The organism is Kribbella sp. NPDC051586 (genome assembly GCF_044453965.1).
Taxonomy (GTDB): domain Bacteria; phylum Actinomycetota; class Actinomycetes; order Propionibacteriales; family Kribbellaceae; genus Kribbella.
Map to the genome: position 1 here is coordinate 1,177,630 of NZ_JBITDF010000004.1, position 12,136 is coordinate 1,189,765.

General features: G+C 69.1%; 11 protein-coding genes. 7 read left to right on the forward strand and 4 right to left on the reverse strand.

What is annotated here, in order from left to right:
• The first annotated feature begins 96 nt into the window (after positions 1-96).
• The 4 genes from ACIA58_RS32500 (at position 97) to ACIA58_RS32515 (ending at position 3,835) form a co-directional block, all read left to right on the forward strand.
• On the forward strand, positions 97-1,353 hold the full coding sequence (locus tag ACIA58_RS32500; RefSeq protein ID WP_396407627.1) for a sensor histidine kinase: 1,257 nt from the start codon (positions 97-99) through the stop codon (positions 1,351-1,353).
• Positions 1,346-2,023 (forward strand): response regulator, encoded by a 678-nt coding sequence (locus ACIA58_RS32505; RefSeq protein WP_396407628.1) that lies wholly within the window; start codon positions 1,346-1,348, stop codon positions 2,021-2,023. Before ACIA58_RS32500 ends, ACIA58_RS32505 begins: the two co-directional genes overlap by 8 nt.
• 220 nt (positions 2,024-2,243) lie before the next feature.
• Positions 2,244-2,750: an RNA polymerase sigma factor gene (locus ACIA58_RS32510; protein WP_396407629.1), complete on the forward strand. Its 507-nt coding sequence runs from the start codon at positions 2,244-2,246 to the stop codon at positions 2,748-2,750.
• Positions 2,747-3,835, forward strand: coding sequence for a CU044_5270 family protein (locus ACIA58_RS32515; protein ID WP_396407630.1), 1,089 nt, complete (start codon positions 2,747-2,749; stop codon positions 3,833-3,835). Before ACIA58_RS32510 ends, ACIA58_RS32515 begins: the two co-directional genes overlap by 4 nt.
• 81 nt (positions 3,836-3,916) lie before the next feature.
• Here ACIA58_RS32515 and ACIA58_RS32520 read toward each other — a convergent pair whose 3' ends face one another.
• Positions 3,917-4,411 carry an FABP family protein gene (locus ACIA58_RS32520; RefSeq protein WP_396407631.1) on the reverse strand — a complete coding sequence of 165 codons (495 nt, stop codon included), beginning with the start codon at positions 4,409-4,411 and terminating at the stop codon, positions 3,917-3,919.
• 768 nt (positions 4,412-5,179) lie between these two features.
• On the opposite strand from ACIA58_RS32520, the gene ACIA58_RS32525 reads away from it, so the two are divergent.
• Complete coding sequence (locus tag ACIA58_RS32525) at positions 5,180-5,542, forward strand: DsrE family protein (RefSeq protein ID WP_396407632.1); 363 nt, start codon at positions 5,180-5,182, stop codon at positions 5,540-5,542.
• A 1,104-nt stretch (positions 5,543-6,646) separates the two neighbouring features.
• Here the strand turns inward: ACIA58_RS32525 and ACIA58_RS32530 are convergent.
• Both ACIA58_RS32530 and ACIA58_RS32535 read right to left on the reverse strand, forming a co-directional pair.
• Positions 6,647-8,458 carry a hypothetical protein gene (locus ACIA58_RS32530; protein WP_396407633.1) on the reverse strand — a complete coding sequence of 604 codons (1,812 nt, stop codon included), beginning with the start codon at positions 8,456-8,458 and terminating at the stop codon, positions 6,647-6,649.
• Positions 8,458-9,015, reverse strand: a complete 558-nt coding sequence (locus tag ACIA58_RS32535; RefSeq protein WP_396407634.1) for a hypothetical protein — start codon at positions 9,013-9,015, stop codon at positions 8,458-8,460. The genes ACIA58_RS32530 and ACIA58_RS32535 overlap by 1 nt, the downstream gene beginning before the upstream one ends.
• A 241-nt stretch (positions 9,016-9,256) precedes the next feature.
• On the opposite strand from ACIA58_RS32535, the gene ACIA58_RS32540 reads away from it, so the two are divergent.
• Positions 9,257-10,408, forward strand: coding sequence for a molybdopterin-dependent oxidoreductase (locus ACIA58_RS32540; RefSeq protein WP_396407635.1), 1,152 nt, complete (start codon positions 9,257-9,259; stop codon positions 10,406-10,408).
• A gap of 384 nt (positions 10,409-10,792) precedes the next feature.
• Here ACIA58_RS32540 and ACIA58_RS32545 read toward each other — a convergent pair whose 3' ends face one another.
• Positions 10,793-11,617 carry a 3-keto-5-aminohexanoate cleavage protein gene (locus tag ACIA58_RS32545; protein ID WP_396407636.1) on the reverse strand — a complete coding sequence of 275 codons (825 nt, stop codon included), beginning with the start codon at positions 11,615-11,617 and terminating at the stop codon, positions 10,793-10,795.
• A gap of 92 nt (positions 11,618-11,709) precedes the next feature.
• Between ACIA58_RS32545 and dtd the strand changes: the two genes are divergently transcribed.
• Positions 11,710-12,135, forward strand: a complete 426-nt coding sequence (gene dtd / locus ACIA58_RS32550) for a D-aminoacyl-tRNA deacylase (protein WP_396407637.1) — start codon at positions 11,710-11,712, stop codon at positions 12,133-12,135.
• The last annotated feature ends 1 nt before the right edge of the window (position 12,136 follow it).

Sequence of the window (12,136 nt, forward strand, 5' to 3'; positions counted from 1 at the left end):
GGTTGGGGCCTGGTGAGTAACTGTGACGTGACGCACAGGAGAAGTGCTCATTTCGTTCATATCGTTCGCAGTACGCATTAGGGGCAAACTGTCCGCATGCGACACCGTCCGTGGGAGCTGCGCCGCCAGGTTCTCTGGCTGCAGACCGTCACGGTCCTCGTCCTGATCGCGATGGTGTGGATCGTGATGGTCAGCCGGTCCCGGGCCCAGGCCCTGCGGGACGCGGCGGCCAGCGGCCTGGCCGCGCCGGGCTGGTGGGAGCTGGCCCGGCTGGACCTGCGCTCGATGCTCGGGATCGCGAGCCTGATGCTCGGGGTCGCGATCGCCGGCAACGCGCTCGTCACCTGGCGGGTACGTCGTGCGACCCGCGGCATGGGCACGCAGTCGCTGGCGCGGATGCTCGACTTCTACGAAGGGGTGCTGCACGCGGCCCGCGAAGGGCTGATCCTGCTCGATCTCGACGGGCGGGTCCAGCTCGCGAACGACGAGGCGCTTCGTTTGCTCGGGTTGCGGTCGGTCGCGCCGGGTACGCCGCTGGAGGAGCTCAACCTCGGTTCTGCGCTCGCGGAGTTGCTCGGCACCGGGCGTACGGCGTACGACGAGCTCCACCTCGGCGCCCAAGGAGTCGTCGTCGTGAACCAGCAGCCGTCCGGCCGCGGACGGATCGTCACGCTGCGGGACCACACCGAGTTGCAGCGGCTGCTCGGCGAGCTGGACGCCGTACGGAGTCTGGCGGATTCGCTGCAGGCACAGAACCACGAGGCGTCGAACCGGCTGCACACGGTCGTCAGCCTGATCGAGATCGGGAAGCCGGAGCGGGCGCGGGAGTTCGCGGTGTCGGAGCTGCAGTTCGCGCAGGCGATGACGGATCGGGTCGTCGGTACGGTCGGGGACCCGGTGCTGGCATCGTTGCTGCTGGCAAAGTTGGCGCAGGCGCAGGAGCGTGGTGTGGTTCTTTCGCTCGATCTCGGGCAGGAGCAGCTGAACACGAGGCTGCCGGCGCAGGACGTGGTGACAGTGGTGGGAAACCTGCTGGACAACGCGATCGAGGCCGCGCGCGGCGGGCCGGCGCCGCGGAAGGTGGAGTTCCGCGCGGCGACGCTGGCGGACGCGATCGACCTGATCGTGACGAACACCGGGGCCGAGCTGGGATCGGTGGAGTTGGCGCACATGTTCGAACGCGGCTGGACGACGAAGGCCGAGCCCGGACACGGATTGGGGCTCGTGCTGGTGCGGAGCACGGTCGAGCGGTGGCAGGGTTCTCTGATGGTCGATCCGGATTCCGAGCTGGACGAAGTACCGGCGCTGACCGTGCGGGTGCGGCTGCCGCGGGCGGTGGGTGCGAGTGTCTGAGTTGCGCGTGCTCGTCGTGGAGGACGATCCGGTCGCGGCGGAGGCGCATCGTACCTATGTCGAGCGGCTGGCCGGGTTCACCTGCGTCGGGATCGCCGGTACTGCGGGACGTGCGCTGCAGGTGCTGTCCCACGGCGGGGTGGACGTCGTACTGCTCGACATGCACCTGCCGGACGGGCACGGGCTGGACGTCGTACGGCGAATGCGTGCTCTTGGCAACCAGACTGACGTGGTCGCGGTGACGTCGGCGCGGGAGGTCGCGGCGGTGCAGGCGGCGGCGCGGATCGGCGTGGTGCAGTACGTGCTGAAGCCGTTCGCCTTCGAGACGCTGCGGGACCGCCTGTCGGCGTACGCCCGCCAGCGTCGGGCCGCGGAGGCCGGACAGGTCGTCGCGGATCAGGACGAGGTCGACCGCTTGTTGCATCCAGCAACCGTCTCTTCGGTGCCGAAGGGTCTGGCGGGCTCGGTTCTGGACCGGGTCGTGCAACTGCTCGCGGATCGCGAGGGGTGGACGGCCGAGGAGGTCGCCACCTCTTTGGGCACGTCCCGGATCACTGCCCGCCGCTACCTGGAGCACCTGGCCGACCAGGGGCAGGCGTTGCGGACCCAACGCTACGACGGCCGCAGCGGCCGCCCCAAGGTCGAGTACTCCTGGGTCGCGGAGAGCTGACGTCGGAGAAGCGCAGCCAGGGGATCGGGCAACAGCAGATATGAACCAACCGCGGACAGCGTCGCTCGGTCGCGAACGCATACCTGAGATCTATGGCCCGCCTCCAATACCAGCTCCGATACCAGCCCCGATACCAGCCACTGCGGCTGATGTCACGACTCGGTCCGCGGACACGGATCCCGGGCTCACGAGCCTTCAGACCCCAGACGACTTCGCGCTGGTGTTCGACCTGCACGCCCCGGCGATCCATCGGTACATCGCTCGCCGGCTAGGTACCGGCGAGGCGGACGACCTCGTCGGTCAGACCTTCCTCACCGCCTTCGAGGGCCGAGACCGCTTCCGTGGGCCATCGTCCGGGGCGCTGCCGTGGCTGTACGGCATCGCGACCAATCTGATCCGCCGCCGACGACGTGACGAGATCCGCCAGTACCGGGCGTACTCGCGCTCCGACCCGGGCACAGCGTCAGCCGGCGCGGACACGCTCTCCGCCGAGGTCGTCGATCGGGTCGACGCGGAGACGACCTCCCGCGCTTTGGCCGGTGTCCTTGCCGGCCTCCGGCAGACCGACCGGGACGTCCTCCTGCTCTACGCGTGGGAAGACCTCAGCTACCCCGAGATCGCCGCTGCCCTGAAAATCCCCGCCGGGACGGTCGCGTCCCGCCTGCACCGTGCCCGTCGAGTCCTGCGCGCCGCGCTCGGCTCCGACTTCCAGGAGAACCGCTCATGACCGAGATCGATGCGCTCAAGCGCCTGAACGACGACGTACCGCCGGCCACCCCGCTGGCGCTCGCCAAGGCCCGTCAGCGGGCGCTGACCCCGCGGCCCGCCGAACGCCGCCCCACCGGGCGCCGCCGGATGGTGCTTGCCGGTGCCCTCGCCGGAACGCTGGCCGTCGGCTTCCTCGTCAACGACGTCGTCAGCAAAACCGATGGGACGGTGGCGCCCGGCGCGGTGGCCGACGCCGGCACGTTCCTGGCGACCGCCGCCGACCAGTCGACCGGTACCCCGGACGCTCCGATCCCGGCCGGCCAGTACCGGCGGGTCACCCAGCGGAGCCTGGAAGGATGGAACTTCGGTCCGCGAAACGCCTACCACGGCACTCGCCTCTCGGTCAGCGACTGGTGGGTTCCGTCCACCCAGACGCCGCCGTTCACCGCGATCTCGGTGCTCGGCGCCGAGCAGAAGTTCTCCAGCAAAGCTGCCGAGCAGCTCTGGCACAGGACCGATCCGCTGAACGTCAAGCCGCAGAAGATCAAGACCGCGGACGCCTGCGCCGTCATGACCGGCGGTGGCATTCTGATGCAGCCGAAAGGTACGACGAACAGCTGTAAGGGCAGCTGGCTGAGCCCCTCGAGCTCCTTCGTCGCCGGGCTGCCCCGGGACCCGGCCGCTCTGCTCGCGGCACTGCGAAAGAACGACCACTCCTGGCCGGGTCTGGGTGATGCTCCGGCACAGGGCGACTACAGGGCCTTCGAGCGCGCCGGGAGCATCCTGGTGTCCGGGTTCGCGACGGCGGAGCAGCGAGCCACGCTGTACAAGGCACTGCGCGGCATCCACGGCATCCAGCTCCTCCCGGACACGGTCAATCTGGACGGGAAGGCCGGCCGGGCGATCGGTCTGGTGGAGCTGTGGGGTGTCCGCAAGGAGCTGATCATCGACTCGAAGACCGGCCAGTTCATCGGTCTGCGTGAGGTCGCTACGGTGACGGCACCGCTCAACGGCGACGGTGACCCGATGCCGTACAAGACCGGCGACATCATCAGCTGGACCTCGCTCGCGACACGCATCACTCCGAGCCACCCCAAGGTCTGAGGACATGACGAGAGCAGGAGCCCAGGCCGGCGCCCTGGCCTGGGTTCCTGCTGAACCGAGGCCGGCGTAGCTCTGGACGGGCTACGAACGTACGAGGGTGGCCCAGAGGTGGGGCTGGAGTGCCTGGCCCTCGGCGGCCATGTCGTACGCCCAGAGCAGTTCGCCGTTGACCAGGCCGTACAGGCGGTGGCCGGCGGTGACCTCTTTCGCGCTGACGGTGCGCGCGATGACGTCCGTCTGCAGCTCGATCTTGGCGCCGTCGATGTCGCCGTACCAGATCTCGGCGAAACCGGTCGGATGCGCCAGGATCACCTCGACCTTGTTGTCCGGCCGCGGCCGCCAGAACCCGGTCTCGACCGCGAGCGGGCGCTCCTTCGTACCGTCCTCGCCGACGACGAACGTCTGGCTGACGTAGTGCAGATACGGCTTGCCGTTGTGGCTGAAGTCGATCTGCTGCCCGAACTCGAACTTCTCGATCGTCGGGTAGTCGCCGTGCCCGCGCCCTTCCCAGCGCCCGAGCAACCAAGCCAGCGGCATCAGGTCCGGGTGCAAGTCCTGCGGAATCTCGAACGCCATCGAATCACTCAGCCCGCGTTGTGGCCGCGATACAGCCGATAGACGACAAACGCCGAGAACCAGCCCATGAACACACAGACCAGCACCAACAACGAGGTGAACACAACATGCAACACGCCCCCCACTCTAAAGGATCCCACCCCCACCCCCCGCCTCCCCCAACGTGACCTCCCGCACCACCGCCCCCACACCCGGCCCGTCCAACCAACCGCCCAACCGCCCACACTCGCACGCGCCCCCACCCACAACCCACGGTCGGCCCACGTCTGCCCACGTCAGACCAGCCCGCCCGACGCCCAACACACACCCCCGGCCCACGTCAGACCAGCCCACCCCACACCCAACACACACCCCCTGCCCACGTCAGACCAGCCCGTCCCGCGACCAACACCCCCTGCCCACGTCAGACCAGCCCGGCCGACGCCCAACACGCCCCCGGCCCACGCCTACGCACGTCAGACCAGCCCGCCCGACGCCCAACACACACCCCCGGCCGACGTCAGACCAGCCCGCCCCACGCCCGACATACCTTCGGCCCACGCGACCCCGCGCGACGACGCCCGATCCACCGTCGACGCACGCCCCTAGTACCCAACCGACGCTCTGCCCGCGCCCGACGAGGCCGTCCGGTTGGGCATTGAGGCCAACGACCGCGTCGGACTGCGTCAGGTGGTCCGCCGGTGTCGGGCCAGCCCGGTCACGTCCGGCTGCGATGAGATGCTGCGGCCAGGCGGGGCCGAGGGTTCTGGGTTCGGTTAGCGTGGCGGGATGCCCCGCATGCTGGTGATCAAGCTGACCGCAGGTGCCGAGGAACCGGAGCGCGCCAACCAAGCCTTCACCGTCGCTGCCTCAGCCGTCGCGGCCGGTGCCACGGTCTCGCTCTGGTTGACCGGCGAGGCCGTCTGGTTCGCCGTACCGGGCCGCGCAGAAGCGTTCGACCTCCCCCACGCCGCGCCCCTGGCCGACCTCCTCACCGTAGTCCTCGAAGGCGGTCAGCTAACCGTCTGCACCCAGTGCGCCAAACGCCGCGACCTCACCGAACCCGACCTCCGCCCCGGCACCCGCATCGCCGGCGCGCCCACCTTCACCGAAGAAATCCTCACCGAAAACACCCAAGCCATCGTCTATTAACCCCGCCACCAAGCCCGACCGCCGCCACCGGACCCTAGGCACCGCGTCACGACACCGGCCGACTCCCGCCGCTACCACGTCGCGACACCAGCCGACTCTCGCCGGTACTGCGTCGCGACACCAGCGGACTCTCACCAAGTACAGCGTCGCGGAGCGCCGAACCCCACCGGGCAGACGATCGAGCGTGCCCACCCACCACTCGCACGGGAGTCGTGGCGATTGGCTGGCTCGCCGAACCGCGAGTCGTGGATTCAGGCGCTTCTCGGACGCCGAATCCCACGACTCGACGGACGTACCGGCCGGCGGCGAGAAAGCGACCGCCGCCGACGGAGTCTGACCAGGTGCTGCTTCGCCGAACCAGCGAACGCCGCCGGGCCGACATTCAACCGCTCCCCCCAGAGCACTGGCCACCGAGTCGTGGCGTTTGGCTGGCTCTGCGAATCGCGAGTCGTGGGTCCAGGCGTTTCTCGGGCGCCGAATCCCACGACTCGACGGACGTACCGGCCGGCAGCGAGAAAGCCACTGATGTCGGCGGAGCCCTCACCAGGTACTACGGCGCGGCGCCGGCGAACGCCGCCGGACCGACGTTCGACCGCTCCCGCCAGAGCACTGGCCACCGAGTCGTGGCGGTTGGCTGGTTCGCCGAATCGCGAGTCGTGGATTGAAGTGCTTTCGGGCTGCCTAATCCCACGACTCGACGGGTGAATGGCGCGGTGGGAGGGACGGGGTGATTGGAGCGGAGAGGCCCGCGGAGGTGAGTGGCGAGGGTGGGTGGCGGGGGCTCCGCCTGGATGAGGCGATGAGGAGGGCCAGGCCGCGGCGGGCGGGCTTACGGCGACGTCTGGCTATGACGTGGTGGCTCGCGGAGAGGTCGCGCTCTGGGTGCGGCTGGGCGTACGAACTGGCTAAATCCCGCCCGCTACTGGTTCACGGGTGGGAATCTGCGTACTGCGTCCTACGGGGAGGCGGCGCTCGGGTGTGGCTGGCGGCGGGCGAGGGGGCTGATCCCAACCGGTGCTGGTTCACGGGTGGGAATCTGTGGGTGGTGGTTGGGGAAGGGAGCGGTCCCCCGCCGGGTGGTGGGTGGCGGGGGACCGTGGGTGGTTAGGGTTCGCGGGGGCCGGCGCCTTGGGGTCGGTCGTTGCGGCTTCGGTCTTGGGAGCGTTGCTGGGCTGCGGTGCCGGGGCGTGCGCTGGTGGCTACGCCGCCACTATCGCGGGTGGCGAGGGCGGCGGGGGCGTAGCCTTCTTGGCTGCGGTCCAGGGTGGCGCGTTCGTTGGGTGGGATCTCGTTGCCGGGTTGAGTCTGGGACTGGCCGTTGGCGCGGTCCTGTCGGTGTTCGTCGAGGATCGGCTCTTCGGCGGGGGGCCGCTGGGTGCGTTGGCCCTGGCTCTCCTGACCGCCTTGGCCTTGGCCCTGGCCCTGGTCATCGGAGCCGAGGCCGGCGGTCTCGTCGACTGCGGACTGGGAGGCGTTGGCGATCTGCTGAGTGTTCGGACCGGTCGGGCGCTGGCCGGTTTGGTTGGGCTGCTCGCCCATCCCTTGCTCGGAAGCCTGCGCCTGCTGCTGCCCTTGCTCAGGCGCCTCGACCTGCGGCGGCTGCTGCTCTGGCACCTGCTGCTCTTGCCCCGACAGCTGTTGGTCCTGCGCAGGCACCTGCTGGCCCTCGCCCGACAAGTGCTGATCCTGGCCATCAACCTGCGGGTCTTGCTCGGAGACCTCCTGGTCCTGGCCGGACAACTGTTCGTCGGCTGCGGGCTCCGGCTGGTCCCGCCCATCGAGCTGCTGGTCCTGTCCATCCAGCTGCTGATCTTGCGCAGGCACCTGCTGGTCCCGGCCTGACAGCTGCTGGTCCTGGCCGTCCACCTGCTGGTCTTGGGCGGGTGCTTGTTGGTCTTGGGTTAGGTCGGTCTGTTGCTCGGCGTCGAGGGTGGATGAGTCGAGGGCGTTGTCCTCGGCTGTCTGCGGGGTGGTGCTGTTGTCTTGTTGCAGGTCGTTGTCGAGGCCGGCCTGCTCGGTTGCGTCCGGGTTGAGGCCGTCCTGCTGGGCGTCGACCTCGGGTTGCTGGTCGAGGTTGTCCTGTTGGAGGCGGTCGTTGGCGTCGAGGCCGGTTTGTTCGGCGGCGGACGGGTCGACGCCGTCCTGCTCGGCGGCGTCGGTTTCGGCTTGCCGCAGGTTGTCGGCTTCGGCGGACGGGTCCTGGGTTTCGAGGTCGTCGGCGCGCTCCTGGTCCAGCTCGTCGTCCAGGGCCTCGGCGGTGGCTGCTGCACCGACGGCGGCAGGCGCGGCGTCCACGACGTCGACGCCTTCCTCGCTCTCCTGGTTGCGACGGCGTTCTTCCTCCTGCTGCTTCCGCCGATCCTCGTCGTCGCGGGCCTGCTGCGCCTCGCGATCCTCGACCCCATCGTCGACGCCATCACCGTCCTGGTCATGGGCCCGGTCGTTCTGCTCGTCGATCTCGTCACGACGCTGGGTCGCGTCGTTGCGGTGGTCCCGGTCGAAGTCGGTCCGGTTCTCGATGTCGTCAGGGATGCCGTCGCGGTCGCGGTCGTTGTTCAGCTGGGCAGCCTGCTGATCAAGCTGCTGCTGGGCGCCGTCGACCTCCGCCTGAAGCGCCTGCCGCTGCTGCTCGAGGCCGCGGTTGCCCGCCTGCAGCTCCTCGGCTGCCCGGACGTCGGAGGCGGTCTGCTCGTAGCCCCGAGTGCGGTCACGCGGATCCATGTCCCGCGTCGCGACGTCGAGGTTGCGGTCCCAGCTGCGGCGGGAGTTGCCGTCCTCGATCAGCGCTCGGCGCTGCTGCTGATTGGTGAACTGCTGCCGGACGCGCTGCTCGACGCTTCGCATCCACTGGTAGAGCTGGCGGGCGTGGCCGGCGAGCACCTGGAGGTAATGTTCTGCGCTTTCTTCCTCAGCCATCAGGCCACCTCGCTGGCGTAGACGGAGTATCCGAAGCCGGCTGCGGTTTCCTCCGGACCCGGCTGGGACGCGTACAGGTGCATCTCGGCGCCCGGCCGCAGCCAGACCGCCAGGTGACGGCGGCGACCGCGCCACTCGGGCGGGACGCGGAGATCGTCGCCCGACCCGACGAAGACCGGCGGTCCCCAGTAGCGGCGCGCGAGCTCGAGCTGATCCGGCCAGTGGTCGTCCAGGCCTTCCTCGACCAGCGGCAGCTCGCCCGGGGCGATCTCGTACGCCGACCAGCCGCTGCGGGGGCTTTCGGGCAGCACGGCGTCGGGCAGCACCAGCATCACCGTCTCGCGCTGGGTGACCAGGCCCCAGGTGTAGCGGTCGGGGTCGATGTTGCCCGGGGCCCACGGACGCCAGCCGGTGGCGGCGGTCACGCGGTTCACCAGGGCGCGGATCGCGTCCATGCCGGTGGCCGGCGGGCCCCAGATCGATCGCCAGTCCGCGACCTCGGCCAGATCCGCCATCGCCCGCTCGTCATCCTCGGACGACCGCTCCTGCGTCTTCACTCCGCCTCACTCCTTTCGCCCCGGTCCGCCCAGAAAAGTCCAGAAAACAGTCCGGAAACAGTCCGGCCAGAGATCATTTCGGCTCAGAGTATGCCCCGATCGGTACCACCATCCGCCGTACAGACGCAGACCTGTGGATAACGGCTCCGCCGGCAATCCGTTCGCGACCAGTAATACGCCGTTCGCGAGCAGTAACCGGTGTACGCCGTACGGACCTCCCCGCCGGGGTTGTAGTGGAAACATGAAGCTCCCGGCGCCGCCGACCGAGAAGTCGTTCCCATCCGCGCTGCACCACCCGCGGGTGGCGACGGTGCTCGGCCGCTGGCTCGGCCTGGTGGTCATCATCTGCTTCCTCACCGGGCTGTACAGCCACTTCGCGCAGGACACCCCGAGCTGGCTGCCCATCCCGAGCCGCCCGGCCGGCCTGTACCGCGTGACGCAGGGACTGCATGTGCTGAGCGGAACCGTCGCCGTCCCGTTGCTGCTGGCAAAGTTGTGGACGGTCTACCCGAAGCTGTTCGCGAAGCTGCCGTGGCCGCCCAGCCGGAAGGCCCTCGAGACGATGCTCGAACGCGCCTCGATCCTGGTGCTCGTGTCGGCGATGGCGCTCGAGTTGTTCATCGGCTTCGTCAACACGCTGCAGTGGTACCCGTGGCCGTTCCCGTTCCGGCAGACGCACTACGCGCTGGCCTGGATCATCGTCGGCGCGCTCCTCGTGCACATCGCCGTCAAACTCCCCTTGATCCGCGCGAACTGGCGCCGCCTCGCCGAGATCGTGCCCGACTCCTTGCCGCCGGCAATCTCCGGCCTCACCCGCCGCAGCCTGTTCAAGACAGTCACCGGCGCCGCCGCCCTGGTAGGCATCACGTCGATCGGGCAATCGGTACCAGCGCTCGGCCCGGTCGCCGTACTCGCGCCGCGGAAGCCGAACATCGGCCCGCAAGGACTCCCCATCAACCGTACGGCGGAAGCGGCCGGGGTCACCGGCATCGACGACAACTGGCGCTTCACAGTCACGGGCCCACAGCAGCTCTCGTACACCCTGGAGCAGTTGCAGCAGCTTCCGCAGAGTCGATCAGCGTTGCCCATCGCCTGCGTAGAGGGCTGGAGCCAGGGCGGCCGGTGGGAGGGCGTACGGATCCGGGACCTGCTCGAACTGTGCGGCGCTCCGGCGCATTCGCGGGTCCGCGTGGTGTCGATGGAGAAGGGCGGGTTCTACGCGACCAGTGAGCTGCCGGAGCAATTCGCGTCCGACCCGCTCACACTGCTTGCGCTTCGGCTGAACGGCGAGGAGCTGGCGCTGGACCATGGGTTCCCGGCGCGGATCATCGCGCCCAACCGGCCCGGAGTGTTGCAGACCAAATGGGTGCACCGGCTGGAGGTCATCGCATGAGGGCGCGAATCGGACTGGCAGTCGCCGGCGTGCTCGTCGGCCTCTGGGGAGTCTGGAAGTTGGCCACCACCGTGGACGTGAACGGATTGATCCGACTGCCGCTGTGGCTAGCTGGGGCGGTGGCGACAGATGACTTCTTCCTCGTGCCCCTCACCGTCGGCATCGGATGGCTCGTGGCGCGGTGGTCGATGCGGCCGGGCGCGCATCGGACCATCAACGTGGTCAGGACGACCTTGCTGTACGTCGGAATCACCACCCTGATCGCGGTGCCGTTGCTGCTGCGCCAGGGCGAAGGTGTGAACCCGACGGTCCTCCCCCGCGACTACCTCCACGACTGGTTATTGCTGGAGGCAACGATCATCGCGGGCGGGATCGCCGGCTACTTCATCGCTTCACGTTCAGGAGCTCGCGGGCTTCGTCCGGCGACATCGGCGGTCGCTGTGCGAGCGTTGCGAGGGCGGCGGCGCGTTCGACGAGCTCCGCGTTGTGAGTGACCGGCTGTCCCTTCGCCAGCGTGAGCGTGTCCTCCATCCCGACGCGGAGGTTGCCGCCCTTCGACAAGGCGGCCAGCGCGACCGTCAGCGCCGTACGGCCGATGCCCGTGGCGGACCAGGACGTGACCGCGTCCGGCAAGGCGTTGACGGCGGCAACGAGCGCATCCGCCGTACCGGGCATGCCGCCGGGGACGCCCATCACCAGGTCGCAGTGCACGCGTCCGCCGTACGGAAGGCCGTACTTGCCGAGCAGCCGGTGCAGCGCGGCGACATGGCCTAGGTCGAACAGCTCGAACTCCGGCACGACCTCGCGCTCCTGGGTGAGCTGGTAGAGCTGGGTGACGAACGGCCACGGGTTCATGAACACGTCGTCGCCGAAGTTCACCGTCCCCATGGTCAGCGAGCAGGAGTCAGGTACGGCGTCGAGGACCCGCAGCCGGTGGTCGTACGGATCGGTGACCGCTCCGCCGGTGGAGAGCTGGACGATCAGCGCGGTGTTCTCGCGGACCGCGGCGACGGTCTCGGTCAGCCGGCCGAGGTCGAGGGTCGGCTTGTGCTCCCCGTCGCGGATGTGGATGTGGATCATCGCCGCCCCCGCGGCCTCGCACCGCTTCGCGGTCTCGACCAGCTCGTCGAGCGTGGTCGGCAGGGCCGGGCAGTCCACCTTCGCGGTCTCGGCACCGGTGGGAGCAACAGTGATCAGAGTCGACGCCATGGAGGAATCCTGCCAGATCGCGATCGGGAACGGATATTTGCCGGTAGACAGGTCCGATCACCGGACGATCTGCGGCAGGAGAGGATGTGACCATGAGAGCCGTAGTACAGCGAGTCAGCCAGGCATCGGTCACCGTCGACGGCGAGGTGATCGGAGCGATCGACGGGCCCGGGCTGGTCGTCCTGCTCGGGGTCACCCACGACGACACCGTCGAGAAGGCCTCCGCACTGGCCGCGAAGATCTGGACCCTCCGTATCCTGCACAACGAGCGCTCCGCCGCGGACGAGCAGGCGCCGATCCTCACGATCAGCCAGTTCACGCTGTACGCCGATACGCGCAAGGGCCGCCGCCCGTCGTGGAGCGCGGCCGCGCCCGGCCCCGTGTCCGAGCCGCTGTACGACGCGTTCTGCGCCGCTCTGGAAGACCTGGGCGCCAAGGTGGAGCGAGGCCGGTTCGGCGCCGACATGAAGGTCGCGCTCACCAACGACGGCCCGGTCACCTTGATCCTCGACGCATAAA

Bases quoted from the DNA above. Each gene is read 5' to 3' on its own strand.
- ACIA58_RS32500 (WP_396407627.1), top strand. From the start codon at position 97: ATGCGACACCGTCCGTGGGAGCTGCGCCGCCAGGTTCTCTGGCTGCAG.
- ACIA58_RS32515 (WP_396407630.1), top strand. From the start codon at position 2,747: ATGACCGAGATCGATGCGCTCAAGCGCCTGAACGACGACGTACCGCCG.
- ACIA58_RS32520 (WP_396407631.1), bottom strand. From the start codon at position 4,411: ATGGCGTTCGAGATTCCGCAGGACTTGCACCCGGACCTGATGCCGCTG.
- ACIA58_RS32525 (WP_396407632.1), top strand. From the start codon at position 5,180: ATGCCCCGCATGCTGGTGATCAAGCTGACCGCAGGTGCCGAGGAACCG.
- ACIA58_RS32530 (WP_396407633.1), bottom strand. From the start codon at position 8,458: ATGGCTGAGGAAGAAAGCGCAGAACATTACCTCCAGGTGCTCGCCGGC.
- ACIA58_RS32540 (WP_396407635.1), top strand. From the start codon at position 9,257: ATGAAGCTCCCGGCGCCGCCGACCGAGAAGTCGTTCCCATCCGCGCTG.
- ACIA58_RS32545 (WP_396407636.1), bottom strand. From the start codon at position 11,617: ATGGCGTCGACTCTGATCACTGTTGCTCCCACCGGTGCCGAGACCGCG.
- dtd (WP_396407637.1), top strand. From the start codon at position 11,710: ATGAGAGCCGTAGTACAGCGAGTCAGCCAGGCATCGGTCACCGTCGAC.